21 protein-coding genes and 1 pseudogene are annotated in these 21,513 nt (G+C 72.6%); 12 read left to right on the forward strand and 10 right to left on the reverse strand.

Annotation, left to right across the window (positions count from 1 at the left end; all coding sequences use genetic code 11):
• The first annotated feature begins 133 nt into the window (after window positions 1-133).
• Window positions 134-1,522 carry a trehalose-6-phosphate synthase gene (locus ACFC1X_RS31875; protein ID WP_376360365.1) on the forward strand — a complete coding sequence of 463 codons (1,389 nt, stop codon included), beginning with the start codon at window positions 134-136 and terminating at the stop codon, window positions 1,520-1,522.
• Between the two features lie 160 nt (window positions 1,523-1,682).
• Here ACFC1X_RS31875 and otsB read toward each other — a convergent pair whose 3' ends face one another.
• The 3 genes from otsB to ACFC1X_RS31890 are packed head-to-tail and all read right to left on the reverse strand — an operon-like array spanning window position 1,683 to window position 4,088.
• A complete protein-coding gene (otsB, locus tag ACFC1X_RS31880; protein WP_376360367.1) occupies window positions 1,683-2,552 on the reverse strand; it encodes a trehalose-phosphatase in 870 nt (289 codons plus the stop codon).
• Window positions 2,553-2,598: 46 nt separating this feature from the next.
• Window positions 2,599-2,832, reverse strand: a complete 234-nt coding sequence (locus tag ACFC1X_RS31885; RefSeq protein ID WP_125494788.1) for a DUF3263 domain-containing protein — start codon at window positions 2,830-2,832, stop codon at window positions 2,599-2,601.
• 38 nt (window positions 2,833-2,870) lie between these two features.
• Window positions 2,871-4,088 carry an extracellular solute-binding protein gene (locus ACFC1X_RS31890; protein WP_376360441.1) on the reverse strand — a complete coding sequence of 406 codons (1,218 nt, stop codon included), beginning with the start codon at window positions 4,086-4,088 and terminating at the stop codon, window positions 2,871-2,873.
• Between the two features lie 185 nt (window positions 4,089-4,273).
• Here ACFC1X_RS31890 and ACFC1X_RS31895 point away from each other — a divergent pair, with 185 nt between their 5' ends.
• The 3 genes from ACFC1X_RS31895 (at window position 4,274) to ACFC1X_RS31905 (ending at window position 7,389) form a co-directional block, all read left to right on the forward strand.
• A complete protein-coding gene (locus ACFC1X_RS31895; protein WP_376360444.1) occupies window positions 4,274-5,206 on the forward strand; it encodes an ROK family protein in 933 nt (310 codons plus the stop codon).
• On the forward strand, window positions 5,206-6,351 hold the full coding sequence (gene nagA, locus ACFC1X_RS31900; protein WP_376360371.1) for an N-acetylglucosamine-6-phosphate deacetylase: 1,146 nt from the start codon (window positions 5,206-5,208) through the stop codon (window positions 6,349-6,351). The genes ACFC1X_RS31895 and nagA overlap by 1 nt, the downstream gene beginning before the upstream one ends.
• 105 nt (window positions 6,352-6,456) lie before the next feature.
• Window positions 6,457-7,389 (forward strand): 1-phosphofructokinase family hexose kinase, encoded by a 933-nt coding sequence (locus tag ACFC1X_RS31905; protein ID WP_376360374.1) that lies wholly within the window; start codon window positions 6,457-6,459, stop codon window positions 7,387-7,389.
• Window positions 7,390-7,405: 16 nt separating this feature from the next.
• Here ACFC1X_RS31905 and ACFC1X_RS31910 read toward each other — a convergent pair whose 3' ends face one another.
• Window positions 7,406-8,383, reverse strand: a complete 978-nt coding sequence (locus ACFC1X_RS31910) for a CBM35 domain-containing protein (RefSeq protein ID WP_376360377.1) — start codon at window positions 8,381-8,383, stop codon at window positions 7,406-7,408.
• Window positions 8,384-8,500: 117 nt separating this feature from the next.
• Window positions 8,501-10,165, reverse strand: coding sequence for a diguanylate cyclase CdgB (cdgB, locus tag ACFC1X_RS31915; RefSeq protein WP_376360380.1), 1,665 nt, complete (start codon window positions 10,163-10,165; stop codon window positions 8,501-8,503).
• A gap of 313 nt (window positions 10,166-10,478) precedes the next feature.
• On the opposite strand from cdgB, the gene ACFC1X_RS31920 reads away from it, so the two are divergent.
• Complete coding sequence (locus tag ACFC1X_RS31920; RefSeq protein WP_376360383.1) at window positions 10,479-11,078, forward strand: flavin reductase family protein; 600 nt, start codon at window positions 10,479-10,481, stop codon at window positions 11,076-11,078.
• A gap of 223 nt (window positions 11,079-11,301) precedes the next feature.
• Window positions 11,302-11,772, forward strand: a complete 471-nt coding sequence (locus ACFC1X_RS31925) for a GNAT family N-acetyltransferase (protein ID WP_376360386.1) — start codon at window positions 11,302-11,304, stop codon at window positions 11,770-11,772.
• 93 nt (window positions 11,773-11,865) lie between these two features.
• Here ACFC1X_RS31925 and arfB read toward each other — a convergent pair whose 3' ends face one another.
• A complete protein-coding gene (gene arfB, locus ACFC1X_RS31930; protein WP_376360389.1) occupies window positions 11,866-12,303 on the reverse strand; it encodes an alternative ribosome rescue aminoacyl-tRNA hydrolase ArfB in 438 nt (145 codons plus the stop codon).
• 158 nt (window positions 12,304-12,461) lie between these two features.
• Here arfB and ACFC1X_RS31935 point away from each other — a divergent pair, with 158 nt between their 5' ends.
• Window positions 12,462-13,037, forward strand: a complete 576-nt coding sequence (locus ACFC1X_RS31935; RefSeq protein ID WP_361735019.1) for a TerD family protein — start codon at window positions 12,462-12,464, stop codon at window positions 13,035-13,037.
• Window positions 13,038-13,107: 70 nt separating this feature from the next.
• Here ACFC1X_RS31935 and ACFC1X_RS31940 read toward each other — a convergent pair whose 3' ends face one another.
• Together ACFC1X_RS31940 and ACFC1X_RS31945 are read right to left on the reverse strand one after the other, a co-directional pair.
• Window positions 13,108-13,776, reverse strand: a complete 669-nt coding sequence (locus tag ACFC1X_RS31940; protein WP_376360393.1) for a response regulator — start codon at window positions 13,774-13,776, stop codon at window positions 13,108-13,110.
• Entirely contained in the window at window positions 13,773-14,999 is a 1,227-nt protein-coding gene (locus tag ACFC1X_RS31945; RefSeq protein ID WP_376360396.1) for a sensor histidine kinase, read from the reverse strand. Before ACFC1X_RS31945 ends, ACFC1X_RS31940 begins: the two co-directional genes overlap by 4 nt.
• Window positions 15,000-15,244: 245 nt before the next feature.
• Here ACFC1X_RS31945 and ACFC1X_RS31950 point away from each other — a divergent pair, with 245 nt between their 5' ends.
• Window positions 15,245-15,811, forward strand: a complete 567-nt coding sequence (locus ACFC1X_RS31950; RefSeq protein WP_376360399.1) for a heme-binding protein — start codon at window positions 15,245-15,247, stop codon at window positions 15,809-15,811.
• Between the two features lie 92 nt (window positions 15,812-15,903).
• A complete protein-coding gene (locus ACFC1X_RS31955) occupies window positions 15,904-17,307 on the forward strand; it encodes a M1 family metallopeptidase (RefSeq protein ID WP_376360402.1) in 1,404 nt (467 codons plus the stop codon).
• Window positions 17,308-17,328: 21 nt separating this feature from the next.
• Here ACFC1X_RS31955 and ACFC1X_RS31960 read toward each other — a convergent pair whose 3' ends face one another.
• On the reverse strand, window positions 17,329-18,300 hold the full coding sequence (locus tag ACFC1X_RS31960) for a GNAT family N-acetyltransferase (RefSeq protein ID WP_376360405.1): 972 nt from the start codon (window positions 18,298-18,300) through the stop codon (window positions 17,329-17,331).
• Between the two features lie 40 nt (window positions 18,301-18,340).
• On the opposite strand from ACFC1X_RS31960, the gene ACFC1X_RS31965 reads away from it, so the two are divergent.
• Window positions 18,341-18,841, forward strand: coding sequence for a hypothetical protein (locus tag ACFC1X_RS31965; protein ID WP_376360447.1), 501 nt, complete (start codon window positions 18,341-18,343; stop codon window positions 18,839-18,841).
• A 22-nt stretch (window positions 18,842-18,863) separates the two neighbouring features.
• Here ACFC1X_RS31965 and ACFC1X_RS31970 read toward each other — a convergent pair whose 3' ends face one another.
• Window positions 18,864-19,556, reverse strand: a complete 693-nt coding sequence (locus tag ACFC1X_RS31970; protein ID WP_376360408.1) for a pentapeptide repeat-containing protein — start codon at window positions 19,554-19,556, stop codon at window positions 18,864-18,866.
• 6 nt (window positions 19,557-19,562) lie between these two features.
• Here ACFC1X_RS31970 and ACFC1X_RS31975 point away from each other — a divergent pair, with 6 nt between their 5' ends.
• On the forward strand, window positions 19,563-21,047 hold the full coding sequence (locus tag ACFC1X_RS31975) for an RNA-guided endonuclease InsQ/TnpB family protein (RefSeq protein ID WP_376360411.1): 1,485 nt from the start codon (window positions 19,563-19,565) through the stop codon (window positions 21,045-21,047).
• Window positions 21,025-21,501: pseudogene (locus tag ACFC1X_RS31980) on the forward strand (FAD-dependent oxidoreductase); the annotation flags it as partial. The gene ACFC1X_RS31975 and the pseudogene ACFC1X_RS31980, both read left to right, overlap by 23 nt.
• Window positions 21,502-21,513: the final 12 nt, after the last annotated feature.

Here is a 21,513-nt window from a genome sequence, read left to right on the forward strand (position 1 = left end):
CCCAGAAAGTTGAAATGTGCACTGCACATCCTCTTCCTGTTCACACTTTCTGCACAAGACGCGTGACTGAATCACCATTGAGGTGACGCGCGACCACGTTTGAGTATTTCGGGGCCGGGCTAGGTTGAGGCGTATGGCTTCAAGCTTCGGTGCTGCTCAGGTGCTGGTCGCCTCCAATCGGGGGCCGGTCTCGTACGAGGTGGGTGAGGACGGGGCGCTGCGCGCGAAACGGGGTGGTGGCGGGCTGGTCTCGGGGCTGTCGGCCATCGGGCCGGACGCGGGGGCGCTGTGGGTGTGCTCCGCGCTGGGCGAGGGTGACCGCGAGGCGGTGCGGCGCGGGGTCGGCGAGGACGGCGTGCGGATGCTGGACGTGCCGGCGGACGTGCACGCGGACGCGTACAACGGGGTCGCCAACTCCGTGCTGTGGTTCGTGCACCACATGCTCTACCAGACGCCCCTGGAGCCGGTCTTCGACGCGGAGTTCCGGCGGCAGTGGGCCTCCTACGAGGCGTACAACCGGAGCTTCGCGGAGGCGCTGGCCGAGGAGGCCGCCGAGGGCGCGGTCGCGATCGTGCAGGACTACCACCTGACGCTGGTGCCGGGGATGCTGCGCGAGCTGCGGCCGGACCTCAGGATCGGTCACTTCTCGCACACGCCGTGGGCGCCGGTCGACTACTTCCGGCTGCTGCCGGACGACATCGCCGAGCAGGTGCTGCGCGGCATGCTCGGCGCCGACCGGCTCGGGTTCCTCACCCGGCGCTGGGCCGACGCGTTCACCGCGTGCTGCGACGCCCTGGTGGGCGGGCTCGGCGGTACGGAGACCGGCGTGCACGGGCTCGGCGCGGACGCGGACTTCCTGCGCGCGCGGTCGCATGAGGCCGACGTGGACGAGCGGATGGCGGCGCTGCGGGAGGAGATCGGGGAGGGCCGCCGCACGATCGTGCGGGTGGACCGCACCGAGCTGTCCAAGAACATCGTGCGGGGGCTGCTGGCCTACCGCGAGCTGCTGGTGGCGCGGCCGGAGTGGCGGGAGCGGGTGGTGCACGTCGCGTTCGCCTACCCGTCGCGGCAGGATCTCGCCGTGTACCGGGACTACACGGGCGAGGTGCGGCGGGTCGCCGACTCCGTCAACGAGGAGTTCGGTACGGCGGACTGGACGCCGGTCGTGCTGCACGTGAAGGACGACTTCGCGCGGTCGCTGGCGGCGTACCGGCTGGCCGACGTGGCCCTCGTCAACCCCGTGCGGGACGGGATGAACCTGGTCGCGAAGGAGGTGCCGGTCGTCTCCGACGAGGGGTGCGTGCTGGTGCTGTCGCGGGAGGCGGGGGCGTACGAGGAGCTGGGCGAGGACGCGGTGGTGGTGAACCCGTACGACGTGTCCGGGACGGCGGAGGCGCTGCACACCGCGCTGTCCGTGGCCCCGGCGGAGCGTGCCGAGCGCTCGAAGCGGCTGGCCGCGGCGGGGACGGCGCTGCCTCCGGCGCGGTGGTTTCTTGAGCAGTTGGATGCGCTGAGGGCTTGATGGCGGGTGCCCGGCGTTGGGGCTGGGTGGGTGTCCGTGGCCCGGCGTAGCGGGGTGCCGCCTGCGCCCACCCGTGCCGCCCCAGGCGGCACGCATGCCCGCAGGCTGCGGCGGGGGCGCCCTAGGCAGCACGACTGCCTGCAGGCGGCGGCGGGGGCGGCTAGGCGAGGCGCGTGGCCAGGGCGCGCAGTAGTCGCACCACCCCCGTCGGGCCGTCGACCACCACGTCGGCGCCCTTTCTGAGGTCCGGGACCTCGTCGCTGCCGCTGCAGACGAGGAGGCCCGGGGTGCCCTCGGCGCGCAGGACGTCGACCGCCGCGAAGGCGGGGAGGTCGCCGAGGTCGTCGCCGGCGTAGAGGACGGACGCGGCGTCCGTGTCGCGGACGTACGCCCGTAGCGCCGCGCCCTTGTCCATGCCGGGTGGGCGCAGTTCGAGGACCATGCGGCCCGGTTCGACGATCAGGCCGTGCCGGGAGGCCAGGTCGGTGAGGGGGACGCGCAGGACGTCGAAGGCGGCCTGCGGGTCGGGGGCGCGGCGGGTGTGGACGGCGACCGCGTGGCCCTTCTCCTCGGTCCAGGTGCCCTGCCCGGCCCCGGACCGCTCCAGCAGGCCCGGCAGCTCCGCGCGGACGGCGGCGACGCCGGGATGCGGTTCGGGCGTGGTGAGGGTGCCGGTGGCGGCGTCCCAGCGCTCGGCGCCGTAGTGGCCGAGGACGACGAGGTGGTCGAGGCCCGGGACGTCCGCGAAGCCGCCGTGCCGGACGGCGACCTCGGCCGGGCGGCCGGTGATCACCGCGACGGCGGCGACCTTCGGGGCGAGGGCCGCGAGCGCCGGTACGGCCTCCGGGTGGGCCCGCGCCCGGTCGGGGTCGGCGACGATCGGGGCCAGCGTGCCGTCGAAGTCCAGCGCGATCACCGCACGGCCGGGGTCGGCGAGGAGCGCGTCGAGCCCCGCGCGTCCGGCCGCCGTCGAGGGGGTCGGCAGGTGGTCCGGGGAGTCGGCACGGGTGGAGTCCTGGTGGCTGCCCATACCGCGAACCTATCCCGCCGACGCGGACGGCAACCTCATCGCCGCCTCACCGCTCCGTGCGGCGCGACTCCCGTATCCGGCGGAGGCGATTGACCGTGACCGGGTCGGTGGCCAGGGCGCGGGGGTCGTCCAGGAGGGCGTTGAGGAGCTGGTAGTAGCGGACGGGGGCCAGGCCCAGCTCCTCGCGGATCGCGCGTTCCTTCGCGCCGGGGCCGGGGAAGCCGCGGCGCTCCAGCGCGAGGATGCCGCGCTCCCGCTCGGCCAGCTCTCCCAGGTCCATGTACGGCACCGTAGCGCCCGCCACCGACAGCGCGGCCGCTACTCCGCGCTGCCCACCCGCATCGCGGTCGCCTGTATCTGGGCGAGCACCTCCTGGGGGCTGCCGCCGGGGGCGACCGCCTGGCCGATGCGCTTCTTGACGTCCGCGCTGACCGAGGCCCAGGAGGTCTTGCCGACCGGGTACAGCTGGGAGAGCAGCAGTTCGTCCAGGAAGGGCTTGAGGTTCTTGTCCTCCGCCGCGGTGCTCATGACCTGGGACGCGGAGGTGGTCACCGGCAGCAGGTCGTACTGGCGGGAGAAGTCGAGGACGTTCTCGTCGCTGTAGACGAAGTCGAGGAAGTCGCCGATCTCCTCCTGGTGGCCGTTCTTCTTGAAGGCCGTCATCCAGTCGGAGACACCCAGCGTGTTCTGGCTCTCGCCGTCGACGCCGGGGGTCGTCACCATGCCGTACTTCACGCCCTTGTCGGAGGCCATCTTCATCAGCGAGGGGTGGCCGTTGAGCATGCCGACGTCGCCGTTGGCGAAGGCGGCGAAGGCGTCGGCGCGGTTGAACTTGCCGGGGGCGATCGGGCCGGTGAGGCCCTTGCCGACCAGCTCGTCCCGGAGCCAGGTGAAGGTGGTGACGTTCTGCGGCGAGTCGACGGAGTACGTGCCGACGTCGTCGGTGTAGCCGCCCCCGCCGCTGAGCATCCACTGCATGGTCTCCGCCTGCGCCTCCTCGGCGCCCAGCGGCAGGGCGTACGGGTACTCCACGCCCTTCTCGTCGAGCGCCTCGGCCGCCTCCGCGAGGTCGTCCCAGGACTTGGGCGGGGTGAGGCCGGCCTCGGCGAAGAGGGTCTTGTTGTAGAAGAGCACGCGGGTGGAGGCCGCGAAGGGCAGCCCGTACTGGACCCCGTTGACCTGGCCGGCGCCCGCGAGCTGGGAGACGAAGTCGGCCTGGACCGGGATCGAGAGCACGTCGTCGGCCGCGTAGAGCAGGTCCTTGTCCGCGTAGTCGGAGTACGCGCCGATCTGCGCCATGTCGGGCGCCTCACCGGCCTCGACCATCTCCCGGACCTTCCGGTCGACGTCGTTCCAGGAGTAGACGTCCACCTCGACGTGCACGTCGGGGTTCTTGGCCTCGTAGGACTTGACCAGCTCGTCCCAGTAGTTCTGGGAGCTGTTGTCCTTGCTGTCGCCGTAGTCGGCGGCGACCAGCTTCAGGGTCACCTCGCCGGAGTCGCCGGTGAGGCCGCAGCCGCCGAGGACCGCCGTCATGCCCAGTGCGGACACCACCGCGATCGTTCCTGTCCTACGCCGCTGCACCTGAATCCCCAACCCTGTGCCTGTTCGTTTAACGGATTAAGGTCTACACCACGGCAGTGGACTAGACCTCTCCCGGGTCAACGGGCCACACTGTCCCCGTGAGACATGTCATCGCCCTCGATGTGGGCGGCACCGGGATGAAGGCCGCCCTCGTCGGGTCCGGGGGCGAGCTGCTGCACCGGGCCCGCCGGGCCACCGGCCGCGAGCGCGGGCCCGAGGCGGTGGTCGCGGGCATCCTCGACTTCGCCGCCGAACTGCGCGCCCACGGTGCCGACCGGTTCGGCGAGCCCGCCCGCGCGGCCGGCGTGGCCGTCCCCGGCATCATCGACGAGGAGCACGGCACCGCCGTGTACGCGGCCAACCTCGGCTGGCGCGACGTACCCCTGCGGGCCCTGCTCGGCGACCGGCTCGGCGCCGTCCCCGTCGCCCTCGGCCACGACGTGCGCGCCGGCGGGCTCGCCGAGGGGCGGATCGGGGCCGGACAGGGCGCCGACCGGTTCCTGTTCGTGCCGCTGGGCACCGGCATCGCGGGCGCCATCGGCATCGACGGCCGGGTGGAGTCGGGCGCCCACGGCTTCGCGGGCGAGATCGGCCACGTCGTCGTGCGGCCCGGCGGCATCCCGTGCCCGTGCGGGCAGCGCGGCTGTCTGGAGCGGTTCGCGTCCGCGTCGGCGGTCAGCCAGGCGTGGGCCGAAGCCTCGGGCGACCCGGCCGCGGACGCCGCCGACTGCGCCAAGGCCGTCGAGTCGGGCGACGCCCGCGCGCTCGCGGTCTGGCAGGACGCCGTGGACGCGCTGGCCGACGGACTGGTCACCGCGCTCACTCTGCTGGACCCGCGCGTCCTGATCATCGGTGGCGGCCTCGCCGAGGCGGGGGAAACCTTGTTCACACCGCTGCGGGACGCCGTGCGGCGGCGCGTCACCTTCCAGAAGCTGCCGGAGATCGTCCCCGCGGCGCTGGGGGACACCGCCGGCTGCCTGGGTGCCGGGCTGCTCGCCTGGGACCTGCTCGGCACCGAACCGACCGGCACCACCCCCACGACCGCGACTCCCCCGGAGGTAACCACCTGATGGCCCCAAGCAAGGTTCTCGCCGGTGCCCGGGTGGTACTGCCCACCGGGACCGTGGACGACGGCCGCGTGATCGTCGACGGCACCCGGATCGCGGACACGGCACCCCCCGGCGCGGAAGTCCTCGACCTGTCGGGCCACTGGGTGGTGCCCGGCTTCGTCGACATCCACAACCACGGCGGCGGCGGCGCCTCCTTCGCCGGCGGCACCCCCGAGGAGATCCTCAAGGGCGTCGACACCCACCGCCGGCACGGCACCACCACGACGGTCGCCTCCGCCGTCACCGGCGACCTGGACTTCCTCGCCCGGCACGCGGGGATGCTCGCCGAACTGGCCCAGCAGGGCGACATCGCCGGCATCCACTTCGAGGGGCCCTTCATCTCCCCGTGCCGCAAGGGCGCGCACGACGAGCAACTGCTGCGCGACCCCGATCCGGCCGAGGTCCGCAAGCTGGTCGACGCCGCGCACGGGCACGCGAAGATGGTCACGCTGGCGACCGAGCTGCCGGGCGGCCTGGACTCCGTACGGCTGCTCGCGGAGCACGGCGTGATCGCGGCGGTCGGGCACACGGACGCGACGTACGAGCAGACGCTCCAGGCCATCGACGCGGGCGCCACGGTCGCCACGCACCTCTTCAACGCGATGCCGCCGCTCGGCCACCGCTCCCCCGGCCCGATCGCCGCGCTCCTCGAGGACGAGCGGATCACCGTCGAGCTGATCAACGACGGCACGCATCTGCACCCGGCCTCGCTCCAGCTGGCCTTCCACCACGCGGGCGCGGACCGGGTCGCGCTCATCACGGACGCGATGGACGCGGCCGGCTTCGGCGACGGCCGCTATCTGCTCGGCCCGATGGAGGTCGAGGTCGCGGACGGGGTGGCCCGGCTGGTGGAGGGCGGCTCGATCGCGGGCTCCACGCTGACCCTGGACCGCGCCTTCAAGCGGGCGGTGACGGTCGACGGGCTGCCCGTCGGGGACGTCGTCACGGCGATCTCCGCCAACCCGGCCCGGCTGCTCGGCCTCGGCGACCGGATCGGCTCACTGGAGCCCGGCAAGGACGCCGACCTGGTGGTGCTGGACGACGCCTTCGACGTGCGGGGCGTGATGCGCCACGGCGCCTGGGTGGTCGAGCCCCAACTGGGCTGATCCGACGGGGGGACTGGGCCGACCGCCGTCCGTTTGGCATGATCGTGTCTTCGGAAAACATCTCCGGGACAGACGGCCGGAGGCGATCGGGGGAGGTCGGTACCGGTGATCCTCACCGTCACGCTCAACACCGCTCTCGACATCACCTACCGGGTCCGGTCCCTGCGGCCGCACGCGTCCCACCGGGTCACCGACGTGACGGAGCGGGCCGGCGGCAAGGGGCTGAACGTGGCCCGGGTGCTGGCGGCCCTCGGGCACGAGGTGACGGTCACCGGTTTCGCGGGCGGCACCACCGGCGGCGTCGTACGCGAGGGACTGGCCGGCGTGCGCGGGGTGGCCGACGCGCTGGTGCCGGTCGCCGGGGCCACCCGGCGCACCATCGCCGTCGTCGACGAACGCACCGGCGACACCACCCAGCTCAACGAACCGGGCCCGGCCGTCGCACCCGCCGAGTGGAACGCCTTCCAGGACACGTACGAGGAGCTGCTCGCCGGTGCCTCCGCGGTGGCGCTGTGCGGCAGCCTGCCGCCGGGCGTCCCGGTGGGCGCCTACGCCGGTCTGGTGCGGTCCGCGCGCGCCGCGGGCGTGCCGGTGCTGCTCGACACCAGCGGGGAGCCGTTGCGGCGGGGCGTCGCCGCCCGCCCGGACCTGATCAAGCCGAACGCCGACGAGCTGGCCGAGCTGACCGGCTCGCACGAGCCGCTGCGGGCCACCCAGGCGGCCCGGCGCCGCGGCGCCCGCTCGGTGATCGCCTCGCTGGGCGCGGAGGGGCTGCTCGCGGTGACCCCGGAGGGCCGCTGGCGTGCCGCGCCCCCCGCCCACGTGCACGGCAACCCGACCGGCGCGGGCGACTCGGCGGTCGCGGGCCTGCTCTCCGGCCTGGTCGAGCACCTGCCCTGGCCGGACCGGCTGGCCCGCGCGGTCGCCCTGTCCGCGGCGACGGTCCTCGCACCGGTGGCCGGCGAGTTCGACCGGGCGGCGTACGAGGAGCTGATCGGGCGGGGGGTCGCGGTGACGGCGGAGGCCGGGGCGGCCTGAGCCCCCAAGGGGGCGGTTACTCGGTCGAGAGCGAGAACTGGTCGAGGACCGCGTCGCACTTGTTGCCCGCGTTGCAGGCGAGCTCGATGGTGTTGGTGCCCTCGGTGAGGTTCACGTTGGCCCAGGTGGTCTGCCAGCCCTTTTCCCAGTCGCCCTGGGGTGTGCCGCCGAAGTTCTTCATGTTCAGCGGACGGGACTCGGCCTTGCCGTTGATCACCAGGGTGGCGTTGGCGTCGACGCCCGGGATGCCGTAGCGCACGTTCAGCCGGTAGCTGCCGGCCTTCTCGATGCCGTTGACGGTCCAGGTGACCTTGGCGCCGACCTGGTTGAAGCCCGTGACGTAGACGCCGCCGTCCGCCTCGGCGCCCTTGACGTCCGAGGCCGTGGTCATACCGGGCGACAGCCGCAGGGTCTTGGCATCGGCCGCGGGCAGGTCGACCTCCTCCTCCGCCCCGTCGCTCGCGGACGCGCTCGGTTCGGTGGTCTGGGACTGGCCGGTGGTGGGGTCGCCGCCCGCCTCGTTGCCGCCCTTGTCGTCGTCCGAGCCGCTGCTCGTCATGGCGACGGCGATGCCGATCACCACGGCGGCGACCACGGCGACCGCGCCGATCAGCAGGCCCTTGGTGTTGGGGCCGCGGCGTCCGCCGCCCCCGCCGTGCCCGGACTGCTGCGCGCCGGTGTGAGAACCGCCACCGCCGCCGGGGAACATCTCCGGCGCGGCGTAGTGCGCGTTCGGCTGCCCGTAGGCGCCCTGCGGCTGACCGTAGGCGCCCTGCTGCGGCGGGGCGGCCTGGCCGTGGGCGGCGGTCTGGGCGCCCTGGTGCTGCGGTGCCCCGTACTGCCGTGTACCGACGGGGCGCACCCGGTTGACGGAGTTGGGGTAGCCGTAGCCACCCGACGGCGGCTGGGCCCCGTTGGCCTGCCCGTCGGCGTAGAGATAGCCGAAGGGGTCGTCGTCCTCGGGCGTGCTCGCGCCGTTGTTGCCGGGCGTCATCCCTTGGTCTCCTAACCAGATGCGGTGCGTTGCGGTACAGGTGTGAGATGGCGAGCCTACCCGCTCGGGCTGACCCAAACGGGTGACTCAGACCGCATCAGCGCGCTGACCTGCTGATCATCCGGCCCGGCGGTGCTGTTTGGGACGAGATCGTTTCTCGACGTACATCCGTTCGTCAGCTGACTTCAACACCTCGTCCGCCGTCATGCCGCAGTGTGCCCATCCGATGCCGAAACTGGCGCCCACGCGGACGGCCCGGCCCTCGGCCCGGATCGGCTGGATGATCTCGTTGCGCAGGCGTACGGCGAGGTCCTGGGCGTCGGCGCGGCCGAGTCCGTTGGCGAGGATCACGAACTCGTCGCCGCCGAGCCGGGCCACCGTGTCGCCGTCGCGGACGCCGCCGCCGAGCCGGCGGGCGACCTCGATGAGCACGGCGTCGCCCGCGTTGTGCCCGAACCGGTCGTTGATCGACTTGAAGCCGTCCAGGTCGCAGAAGAGGACCGCGAGGCCCTTGGTGCCGTCGTCCCGGCCGTCCTCGGGGGCGACCGCGTGCACATGGTGGTCGTAGGCCCCGTAGGGCTCGGCGGGCGCGCTGAAGTCGAAGGTGTGGCCGCCGGAGTCGAAGACGGCGGGATGCCCGTAGGCGGCGTCCATGGCGTCCGCGACGGCCGCGTGCGAGGACTGCGGGCGCTGGCAGAGCCGGGCGGCGAGGCGGGAGCGCAGTTCGGCGGAGTTGGGCAGCCCGGTGAGGGAGTCGTGGGAGGCGCGGTGGGCGAGCTGGAGCTCGCGGCGCTTGCGTTCCTCTATGTCCTCGACGTGGGTGAGCAGGAAACGGGGCCCGTCGGCGGCGTCGGCGACGACGCTGTTGCGCAGCGAGACCCAGACGTAGGTGCCGTCGCGGCGGCCCAGGCGCAGCTCGGCCCGGCCGCCCTCGGCGGAGGTGCGCAGCAGGGTGCCGATGTCCTCGGGGTGGACGAGGTCGGAGAAGGCGTAGCGGCGCATCGCGGAGGCGGGGCGGCCCAGGAGGCGGCAGAGCGCGTCGTTGGTGCGCAGGATCCGGCCGTGCTGGTCGCCGCCCATCTCGGCGATGGCCATGCCCGAGGGGGCGTACTCGAAGGCCTGGCGGAAGCTCTCCTCGCTGGCCCTGAGCGCCTGCTGGTCGCGCTCCAGGCGGACCAGGGCGCGCTGCATGTTGGAGCGGAGCCGGGCGTTGCTGATGGCGATGGCGGCCTGGAAGGCGTACATCTGCAGGGCCTCGCGGCCCCAGGCGCCGGGGCGGCGGCCGTTGCGCGGCCGGTCCACGGACAGGACGCCGATCAGCTCGCCGCTGCTGCCGCCGCCCTGCGGGCCCGGCGCGTACATCGGGGCGAAGAGGCGGTCCGAGGGGTGCCACTCGTCCTCGAAGCGGGGCGCGGGTCCGTCGGTGTACCACTGCGGGACGTCGTCGTCGTCGAGGATCCAGCCCTCGGTGTGGGGTATGAAGATCAGGTCGCCCCACTGCTCGCCCATGTTCAGCCGCCGGTCCCAGGACTCGCGGGAGCCCGAGCGGCCGGTGATGAGGGCCTCGGCGGCCGGGTTGCCGGCGAAGGCGGCGACGACGAGGTCGCCGTCGGGACGGACCAGGTTGACGCAGGCCAGCTCGTACCCCAGGGCCTGGACGACGCCGTCGGCGACGGCCTGCAGGGTGTCGGCCAGGCTGCGGGCCTTGTTCATGTCGGCCATGGCCTGGTGCAGTTGCCGCAGGGACGCAAGACGGACGTAGGGCTCCGACTCGGTCTCCATGCTCGCCCTCCCCCCGAGACCTCGCAGCGAATCAAGGGATCTCTCCGGCGCCCTTACTGATGGTGCCCTTGCAGGTTCCCCGCCACTGAATCACAGCGCGCTCCCCACTCGGTACACAGGGTCAACAATTACCGCCCCTTGTGACTCAAGTCACAGCAAAAGATGAACAATTGAGTGGGGTTTCTGCGTTTTCCCTGTGCGTTTACTGAACGCAAATTTTGTAGGTATGCGCACGTCTCCGTCCGTGGTCCTAGGTCCCGGTTCGGACCGGGGCCCGATGTCCGGCGAACGGCCCGGAGATTAGCGTGGCGGGGTGCCGAATACTCCTTCTCTCACGTCCCACGCGTCCCCCGCGTTCCCGTTGCCGTCGCCCGCCGCCGGGCATGCTGAGGGGGTGAGCAACGAGGAATTCCGTGCCGCCATGTCCCGGCTGGCCTCGGGCGTGGTCCTGGTGACCGCCCAGGAGCCGCCGCTCGACGCCGACGACCCGCTGGCGCCGGGCGGCGAGGACGTCGGGATGACGGCCACGGCGTTCATGTCGGTCTCCCTGGACCCGCCGCTGGTCCTGGTCAGCCTGCGGACGGGCTCCCGCATGGACGACCTGCTCGACGAGCAGCCCCTGTGGGCGGTCTCCGTGCTCTCCGAGAGCCAGCGGCACATCGCGGGCCGCTTCGCGATGAAGGGCCGGATCAGCGACCGCCTCCTCTTCGCGGACATCCCCTACGTGCGCGGCGAAGCGACCGGGGCGCCGCTGGCCGGGGGCGCCCTGGCCACCCTGGAGTGCCGCACCGAGCAGCGGGTGCCGGCCGGGGACCACGTGCTGGTCATCGGCCGGGTGCTGACCGCCTCGCTGCCGAGCGCGGACGGGGGGCCGCTGACGTACTTCCGGGGCCGGTACCGCCAGTTGGGCTGAGCCGCAATTCACTCGCCCGTCCTCGCGCCGCCTGCCTAGGGCCTGTCGGACCATTCCCGTCGTCGCCCGGAGGGCGGCCTCGCGGCGTCAGGTGCGTGCTCTCGCCGTGCCGGGCGTAGAGCCTCTTACTGGACGTACTTGGCTCTGCGCCCGGTGCGGCGAGAGTGCGTGCATGGCGTCGCGAGGCAGACGGGAATGGTCCGACAGGCCCTAGGGTGCGCGCATGACGACGAACGCCGGTCTCCGCCTGGAGACGATCACTTCCGCGAACTTCGAGGCCGCCACCGGCATCCGGGTGCGCCCGGAGCAGGAGTTCGCCGTGGACCCGGTGGTGAAGTCCCTCGCCGAGGCGTACGTCCATCACGGCGTCGCCTGGCCCCGGCTGATCGTGGACGGCGACCGTCCGGTCGGCTTCCTGATGGCCTTCTTCGACATCGACTGGTACGAGGACGGCAGCGTCCTGCGCTCGGGCCTGTGGCGGCTGAACATCGCGGCCGGCGAACAGGGCCGCGGCTACGGCCGCTTCGCCATGGAGTCGGTGGCGGAGGAGGTCCGCCGCCGCGGCGGCAAGGAGTGCTGGGTGACGTGGCATCCGGGCCCGAACGGTCCCGAGGGCTTCTACCTGGGCCTGGGCTTCCGCACCGACGGGGAGACGAGCGAGGGCGAGACGGTGGGCGTGCTGGAGCTGGGCTGAACACCGCGGAACGCGCCCCGAAAGGGGCGCGGGGAACTGCGCGCCCAGCCACGACGGACCCGCGGACAGGCACAACGGGAACCCCCGCGTCGGTCACCCCCAGTCCCGCGCGGAGCGCCCCCGCTTGGTCTGGGAGCGCTGCTTCTTCTCGCGCAGGCGGCGTTCGTTGATGCCGCGCGGGATGCGGGTGGGGCGACGCTGCTTCGGCGGGGGCGCGGTGGCCTCGGCGAGCAGCGCCGCCAGGCGCACCGCGGCGGTCTCGCGGTTGCGCCACTGGGAGCGGTGCTCGGAGGCGCGGACGCTGACGACGCCGTCGGTCAGGCGCCCGGCCAGCCGTTCCAGCGCCCGCTGCTTCCACACCTCGGGCAGCGCCTGGGTCCGCGCCAGGTCGAAGCGCAGCTCGACCGCCGTGTCGGTGGTGTTGACGTGCTGACCGCCCGGCCCAGAGGAGCGCGAGAAGCGCCAGACCAGCTCGGCCTCGGGCAGGGAGACGGAACCGCGGATGACATGGGGACCGGACATGCCGTCCATGTTCCCGTCCCCGTACGGGTCACGTCACCCGAATATCCTCGGTTCCGGACTCGGTAAAGAAAGTAAAGAGAGCTGGAACCTTACGTACCCCCCTCGACGTTCATGGGGGTAGCTGTAGCTTTCTTGCCGTACGTAAACGAGGGAAGGGACTCCCAACAATGGCTGTAAGCCTGTCCAAGGGTGGCAACGTCTCGCTCACCAAGGAGGCTCCGGGCCTGACCGAAGTCACCGTGGGCCTCGGCTGGGACGTCCGTACCACCACCGGCACCGACTTCGACCTCGACGCGTCGGCCATCGCGGTCAACACGCAGGGCAAGGTCTACTCGGACGGTCACTTCGTCTTCTTCAACAACAAGCAGACGCCGGACAACACCATCGTCCACACCGGTGACAACCGCACCGGCGAGGGCGCCGGCGACGACGAGGCGATCAACGTCAACCTGGCGGGTCTGCCGGCCGACATCGAGAAGATCGTCTTCCCGGTCTCGATCTACGACGCCGAGAACCGCTCGCAGAACTTCGGCCAGGTGCGCAACGCCTACATCCGCATCCTCAACCAGGCCGGCGGCGCCGAGATCGCCCGCTACGACCTGTCCGAGGACGCCGCCACCGAGACCGCCATGGTCTTCGGCGAGCTGTACCGCAACGGCGCCGAGTGGAAGTTCCGCGCCGTCGGCCAGGGCTACGCCTCGGGCCTGGTCGGCATCGCCCAGGACTTCGGCGTGAGCGTCTGACGTTCGCCCGCCGAGCAATTCCGTACGAAGGCCCCCCGGACGTCCGGCCGGGGGGCCTTCGGCGTCTCCGTCACGGCAGCAGGCGCTGCTCCTTGGCCACGGCGACCGCGCCCGCGCGGGTGTCGACGCCGAGTTTGTCGTAGATCCGGCGCAGATGGGTCTTGACCGTGGCCTCGCTGATGAACAGGGCGCGGGCGATCTCCCGGTTGCCGAGCCCGGTGGCGAGCTGCGCCAGGATGTCGCGCTCGCGGTCGGTGAGGGAGGGCCGCGGGCGCCGCATGTTGGCCATCACCCGGCTGGCGACCGGCCCCGACAGCGCCGTACGGCCCTGGGCGGCGGCGTGGATCGCGGCGAACAGTTCCTCGGGGCGCTCCGCCTTCAGCAGGTAGCCGGTGGCGCCGGCCTCGATGGCGCGGGTGATGTCGGCATCCGTGTCGTACGTGGTCAGGACCAGTACGTGCGGTGTGCGGCCGCCGGAGCCCGTCGCCGGGGCCGCGGTGAGGCGGCGGGTGGTCTCCACGCCGTCGATGCCCTCGCCGAGCTGGAGGTCCATCAGCACCACGTCCGGCGCCAGCCGCCCGGCGAGCGCGAGCGCCTCCTCGCCGGTGCCGGCCTCGCCGACCACCTCGATGCCGGGGGCGCTGTCGAGCAGGGCGAGCAGCCCGGCCCGTACGACGACGTGGTCGTCGCAGACCAGGATGCGCACGGGGGCGGGAGCGCCGGCTGCCGGGTCGGTCATCGGGGTGCCTCCTGGGCGTCGGCCGGGTCGGTGCGGGGCGGGTCCAGGGGGACGGCGGCGGACAGGGCGGTGCCCTCGCCGGGGGCGGACTCGACGGTCAGGGTGCCACCGAGCTGGCGCAGCCGGGCGCGCATCGCGGGCAGTCCGTGGCCCCGCACGCCGGCGGGGGCGTCGGGCAGGGCGGCCGGGTCGAAGCCGTGCCCGTCGTCGGTGACGTCCAGCACGACCTGGTCGTCGAGGAGGGTGAGGCTGAGCGCGGCGGTGGACGCGCCCGCGTGCTCCCGGACGTTGGCCAGGGCGCCCTGCGCGATGCGCAGCAGGGCCGACTGGACGCGGTCGGGCAGCGGCGGGACGCGGGCGCCGTCGTCGACGTGGACGCGCACGGTGAGGTCGTCGCCGGACTCCCGCGCGGCCAGTGCGCGCAGCGCCGCCGCCAGGCCGCCGCCCCGGGCGAGGTCGGCCGGGGCGAGGTCGTGGACGAAGCGGCGGGCCTCGGCGAGGTTGTGCTCGGCGACGGAGGCGGCGCCCCGGACATGGGCGCGGGCCTTGTCCGGGTCGGCCCCCCAGACCCGCTCGGCCGCCTGGAGCAGCATCCGCTGGCTGGACAGGCCCTGCGCGAGACTGTCGTGGATCTCCATGGACAGCCGCTGGCGTTCGGCGAGGGTGCCCTCGCGGCGCTCGGAGGCGGCGAGTTCGCGGCGGGTGCGGATCAGGTCGTCGATCAGGGCGCGCTGCCGGGCCGTCTGCCGTTCGGTGTGCAGGAACACGGCGGTGGCGATGGCGGCGACGGCGGGCGGGGCCAGCAGCAGGTTCGGGTCGAAGCGCCCGGCGAGCCGGAACTGCGCGGCGACCACGAACACCGTCAGGACGCCGACCAGCACGAGCGCCGCCCGGGGCGGCAGGGTGCGCAGGCCGGTGTAGAAGAGGGGCACCGCGCACCAGGAGAAGCTGGGCGCGAGGACGACCAGCACCATCCACACCACGACCACCAGGCCCAGCCAGGCCACGCGCCGCCCGGTGGGCCGCTCCCCGGGCCCGCTCAGGACCGGCCCGAGCAGGTGCAGCAGGGCCAGCGCGAGGGACAGGGCGAGGATCCACGGGGTGCGGGGCTCGCCGGGGTGGCGCAGCAGGAAGCGGGCGAGGGCGCCGCCGAGCAGCAGGAAGAACGCCGCGTGCATGACGGCGCCGAGCCACCGGGTGTCGGGGTCGTACGGCTTCGGCATCCGCGCGCCTCCTTTCCGGTTCGTGCCCCCAACGTGCCGCAGGAGGGCGCTGAGCTGCCCGAACACACCCATGGTGCCCTGTGCGGGGGGTGTCCGGGTCAGCCGATCGGACGACCCCGGCCTCGCCCGTTCCGTCGTCCGGGAGCAGCCGGAACGGCGACCGGGCAGCGGGGCGGCGGGACGGAGGGTGGAGAGCGGACGCAGCACAGCGCCCGATCCGGCCCGACCCCGAGGAGCAGACCGCCATGAAGAAGACCCTCTCCCGACGCGCCCGCATCGCCACCGGAGGCGCCGTGCTCGCCGCCGTCGCCGCCGGCACCTTCGGCACGGTGGCCGCGAACGCCTCCGCTCCGGAGAGCGGCCGGGACTCCGCCGCGTCCGCCGTCCCCGCCTCGGCCGGCCAGCGCGACACCACGACCTCCACGCACCTGACGATCGACGCCGCCACCGAGGCGGCGCAGGCCGCGCTGAAGGCCGCGAAGAAGGAGGGTCAGCGGATCACGGTGGCGGTCGTCGACCGCAACGGCAACACGATCCTCACCATGCGCGGTGACGGCGCCGGCCCGCAGTCCTACGAGTCGGCCGAGAAGAAGGCGTTCACCGCGGTCTCCTGGAACGCCCCGACCAGCGAGCTGGAGGGCCGCCTGGAGAACGCCCCGAACCTGAAGGACATCCCGGGCACCCTGTTCCTGGGCGGCGGCGTCCCGGTCACCGCCGGCAAGGCGCCGATCGCCGGGATCGGTGTCGCGGGCGCCCCGTCCGGCACCCTGGACGAGAAGTTCGCGCGGGCGGGCGCCGAGGCGCTGAACTAGGCCCAGGACCCAGGGGCAGCGGGGCTGCCCATAGGGCCCCGACACCCGGTCCCAACGGGCGTTTCACGTGAAACGCCGCATAGGATCACGACGTGCGCATCTCCCGTCCCCTCATAGCCGCCGCCACCGTCACCGCCCTCGCGGCGTGCAGCGGTGGCGGCGCCGTGGACGGCGGTCCCGGTGGCTCGGGCGTACGCGATCCGTACTTCCCGAAGGCGGGCAACGGCGGCTACGACATCGGCCACTACGACCTGAGGCTGGCCTACGAGCCCGACGACGAGCATCTCGCCGGCACCGCGACGATCACCGCCCGCGCCACCCGGAACCTGTCGGCCTTCGACCTCGACCTCAAGGGCCTGGACGTCGAGGAGATCACGGTCGAGGGCCGGGAGGCCCGCTTCAACCGGGCCGGGCAGGAGCTGACCGTCCGCCCGGCGGACGAGCTGCACGACGGGGAGACGTTCCGGGTGAGCGTCCGCTACTCCGGCGAACCTCAGACGGTGACCGACCCCGACGACTCCGAGGAGGGCTGGCTGCCCACCGCCGACGGCGCGGTGGCGCTCGGCCAGCCGGTCGGCTCGATGGCGTGGTTCCCCGGCAGCCACCACCCCTCGGACAAGGCGACGTACGACCTCGCCGTGACCGTGCCGGAGGGCTTCGGCGTGGTCTCCAACGGGGAGCTGCGGGACGAGCGGACCCGTGGCGGCCGTACGACGTTCACCTGGCACACGGCCGAGCCGATGTCGAGCCACGTGGCCACGGTCGCCGTCGGCGAGTGGGAGACCGACCGCTCCACCACCGACGCCGGTCTGCCGGTGTACACGGCCGTCGACCCGCAGCAGTCCGACGCGAGCCGCAAGGTCCTGGCACGGATTCCCGAGGTCGTGGAGTGGGGCGAGGAGAACTTCGGCCCGTACCCCTTCTCCTCCACCGGCGCGATCGTCGACCGGGTCGAGGACGCCGGATACGCGCTGGAGACCCAGAACCGGCCCTACTTCCCCGGCGCCCCCGACCCGGTCCTGCTCGTCCACGAACTCGCCCACCAGTGGTACGGGAACTCGGTCAGCCCGAAGACCTGGCGGGACATGTGGCTCAGCGAGGGCTTCGCCACCTACGCCGAGTGGCTGTGGGAGGAGGACGAGGGCGGCGACACCGCCCAGCAGACCTTCGACGCGCTCTACGACGGGACCTACTACGACGACGAGGACGAGGGCGACTCGATCTGGGCGTTCCCGCCCGCCGACCCGCCCGACGCCGAACACATCTCCGCGAGCCCCGTCTACCAGCGCGGCGCGATGGTCCTGCACAAGATCCGCCAGAAGGTCGGCGACGACGCCTTCCTGGCCCTGCTGCGGGGCTGGGCCACCGCGCACCGCCACGGCAACGCGGACACCGAGGACTTCACGGCCTTCGTGGAGAAGTCGGCGCCGGACGAGGACTTCACGAAGATCTGGGACGACTGGCTCCACGGGGACGGCCGGCCGGACCGCCCGTGAGGCACCGCCGTCCCCGCGGCCTCACCCTTCGAAGGCGTCGAACGTGTCGAGCAGCAGGGCCAGGTCCGGGGGCCAGAGCGGTTCGGGGGCCTCGGCCAGCTCGGCGCGGCTCCACCAGCGCCAGTCGAGGATGCCGTCCGCGGCGTGCGCGGCGGCGAGGTGGGGGCCGGTGGGCTCCCGGCGCGGGGCGTGGGTGACGTAGATGTGCTCGTGCTGGCGGACGGGGCCGACGCTCAGGTGGGTGAAGTCGTGTTCCCAGGTGCAGAGCAGCGGGCCGGGCTCCAGGTCGCGCCAGCCGGTCTCCTCGCGCACCTCGCGCAGGGCGCCCTCGCGGGGGCTCTCGTCCGCGTCCAGTCCACCGCCGGGCATCGCCCAGTGCACGCCGACCTCGATGTTGTCGTAGCGCAGGAGGAACACCGCGCCCTCGGGGTCGAGCACGGCGACCCGGGCGGCGCGGCGCGGGGTGCGCGGCACGCCGCTGTCGAACTCCTTGCGCAGCACCGTGCAGGGACGGCCGCGCTCCAGGTCGGGGCGGTGGTCGACGGCCGTGTAGCCGAGGGCGGTCCAGAAGGCGAGGGCCTCGCTGTTGGCGTCGAGGACGGCGAGCCGTACGGCGGTGCGGCCGGTGGCACGGAGCCGCTCCTCGACGAGCGACGCGAGCCGCCTGCCGTGGCCCCGGCGCCGCAGCCCCGCGTCCACCATCAGCAGCCCGATCCAGGGGTCCGGGTAGGCCGGGTCGGGATGCCGGGCGAGTGTGATCGCGACGCCGGTCAGCCGGCCCGCGTCCCTGGCGAGCAGCACCTCGGCGCCCGGCCGGGCCAGCTCGTCGGCCAGCGCCGCCGCCACCTGCTCCGGACGGATGTCGTCCGGGTCGGGGAAGTCGCCGCTGAGCGCGTGGAAGTCGCGGTGGGCGGCGTAGAGGGCGGTCAGCTCGGTGAGGAGGGGCCCGGGGATGTCGTGGTCGGGGCCGGGCCGCAAGGGAGTGATGATCACGTGGGCAACCTATCCGGTCGGGCGTGACACCATCACCTGCGTGCTCGACATCGGTTACGCCCTCTCCACCCGCTTCCCGGACCCGCCGCAGACGGACTACCGGCGCGCGGACGTCAGCGCGCTGCGGCACGACCTGTTCTGCGGGGACGTCTATCTCGCCGACACCAAGGCCGACCGGGAACTGTCCACAGCCTGGGGATGGGTGCCGGTGCTCGACTTCGCCTGGGCGCTGTGCGACATCGTGGAGCGCGTCGACCGGGACCCGGCGGGCTCCCGGGCGGCCCGGCCGCAGCGGGCGGAGCTGGACTTCACCGAGTCCACGGACCGCCTGCTCTTCGAGCGCCGCTTCGGCTGGGTGGACATCGAGGCGGACTGGATGCCGGCGGACGAACCCCCGCTGTCCTTCTCCCACGCCGAACTGCGCCGGGAGGCCCGGGACTTCCTGCACGACCTGCTCGCCGACCTGACCGACATGCACGAGGACCTGGCGGACAACCCGGCGATCTGGACCCTCCAGGCCCGCTTCCCCCGCCTGACCTGACGCCCCGGCCCGGCGACGGGCCCTACCCGTCCGCCAGCACCCGCACCCCCAGCTCCGCCGCCAGTACCGGTGCCAGGTCGAGGAGCTGGGCCGGGCTGATCACGGCGCCCGACAGCCGGTCCACGCCCCGGGCCAGCTCCAGCGGGGCGGCGCCGCGCAGGTCGACGTCGACGAGGGTGGCCGCGCTGAGGTCCGCCTCCTTCAGGGCGCAGTCCACGAACTCGACGCGCTCCAGGCGGGCGCCGCCGAAGTCCGGTTCGACCAGGACGCAGCTCTCGAAGACGACGTCCTTGAGCCGGGACCGGCGCAGGTTCAGGTAGTCGATCTTGCCGCCGCGGATCAGGACCCGTTCCAGTACGGCGCCGTGCAGCTGGGTGCCGCCGAGGCGGGCGTCGCGCAGCTCGACGTCGCGCAGGGTGGCCTCCGCCAGGTTCGTGCCCACGCCCCGGACGCCGGTGAGGACCGAGTCGAGCAGCCGGGCCCGGGGCAGCGACGCCTCGTCCAGCGCGCACCCCGTCAGCGCGCAGTCCATGAAGCGGGCGCCCGCGCCGTCCTGCCCGGTGAGGTCCGTCTCCGCGAAGTCCAGCGCGTCGTAGTCCCCGTCCGGCTCCAGCCCCCCGTCCTCGAACGGCGCCAGCGGTGGCAGCCGCAGCTCCGGCCGCCGCGCCGCCCGCACCGTCGTCGTACCCCGCCCGCCCGCCGCTCTCCTCGCCATGACCCCATGCTGCACCCCGCCACTGACAACGGCTGCGACATGCAGAAGCTGCCTCCCGCGTCCCGTCATCGCTCGCATCGGTCGCTCGTTCGGGTGAGGGTGACCGAATTCGAAGAGACGAGCGAGTCGTGGAGCTACGTTGGCGTCATGTCTCGATTTCGGATGTACCCGACGAGCGAGCAGACGGGCATCATGCTCGGGCACTGCGCGCACGCCCGGTACGTGTGGAACCTTGCCGTCGAGCAGCATGCGTACTGGCTGCCGGGAAAGAAGGCCGCTCCGGGTTTCGCGGAACAGTGCCGCCAACTGACAGTGGCACGCCGGGAAAACGATTGGCTACGCGCGGGGAACGCGGATGTGCAGCAGCAAGCCTTGAAGGATTTCGCCAGGGCCAAGAACGCCAAATTCATGTCTGGGTTCGGCGAGCCTACCTGGCGCAGGAAATACCAGCACGAGGGCTTCCGTGTGATCGGAACCGACCGGGTCCCGGAGTTCGAGGCCGACGGTTCACCAAGACGAAGCCCCAAGACCGGCCGTCAGGTGCTGGGCCGCTGGGTGGCGGTGCAGAAGCTGAACCGGAGCTGGGCTCAGGTCAAGATTCCCGGATGCGGCTGGGTTCGTTTCCGGCTGACTCGTACGGGGCTGCCACAGGCGAAAACCTTCCGGGTCACCTTCCGCAACAACCAGTGGCACATTGCGTTCGCAGTAGCCCCTGAACCGGTCGAGGCACCCGATACAAACTCCGTCGTCGGCATTGATCGCGGCGTAACGATTACAGCCGCATTGTCAGACGGCAGAAAACTCAATTGCCCACAGCTCACCACCCGGGAGCGCGCTCGGATTCGGAAGCACCAGCGGCGTGCGGCTCGGGCTCCAAAGGACAGCGAAGGCAAGCGGGTCGAGTACGCGAAAGTCGCCAGGCTCAAGGCACGCGAGGCGGACCGGCGCAAGGACTGGTGCGAAAAGACCTCGACGATACTCGCCCGAGACCATCGATTGGTGCGGTTCGAGAAGCTGAACATCAAGAACATCACCGCCTCCGCCAAGGGAACAGTCGAACAGCCCGGCTCACGGGTGAAGCAGAAAGCCGGACTGAATCGGGCGATCCTCGCCCAGGGCTGGGGTCTGCTGCGCAGGCGCACTGCGGAAAAGGCCCCTGGACGGGTGGAAGACGTACTCGCCCCATACACATCTCTGCGCTGCAGCGCCTGCGGATGGATCGAGAAGAACTCGCGCAAGAGCCAAGCCGAGTTCGTCTGCGTGTCCTGCGGGTTCACGTGCAACGCCGATGAGAACGCAGCAGTCAACGTCGCGGCAGGACAGGGTGGGATTCCCCGCCCCCGGCATGCAGCCGGTGCCGGAGGGGTGACGACGGCCACCAGCCGTTCGAGCGCCCGTGAACCTCAACCCAACCAGGTTGGAATCTCCGTCTTCCGAGAAGGAGAGGATGTCAAGAGGCCCACCACACGCTCTGCGGACCCGGCGCGGTGACGCGTTCGCGGTCTCCGGCCTGGACGCGCCGGGCTGGATCGAGCCCGGGGGTCTGGGGGTGTCCCCCAGACAGCGCAGCACCGCGCAGGACCGCACCCTGGCCCCGGCGGGCGAGCAGCTGATCCAGGGGCAGATCCCCGTCGCGCCGCGGGAGTCGAAGGCCGACGGCACCGCCCGTGCCGAGGAGCTGCTGGATCTCGGGATGCCCGGCTGGCGCGAGCGGCTCACCTGGCGGCGGGACGCGGTCGCGAACGGCCGCACCGGCGCCGTCGATCCGCCCGGCACCACGTGGCGGGACCGGCCCGCCGTCGACCGGGGCGACGGGGTGTATCTCGCCGGTGACCAGGTGGCCGCGCCGGGTCTGCTCTCCGAGGTCTCCTTCAACAGCGCGCTCACCGCGGTCTCCCTCGCCCTCGGCCGGGGCCGCAGGGAACTTGACCTCAAGCATGCTTGAGGTCGTTGAGTG

This window comes from Streptomyces sp. NPDC056128 (assembly GCF_042263835.1).
GTDB lineage: Bacteria > Actinomycetota > Actinomycetes > Streptomycetales > Streptomycetaceae > Streptomyces.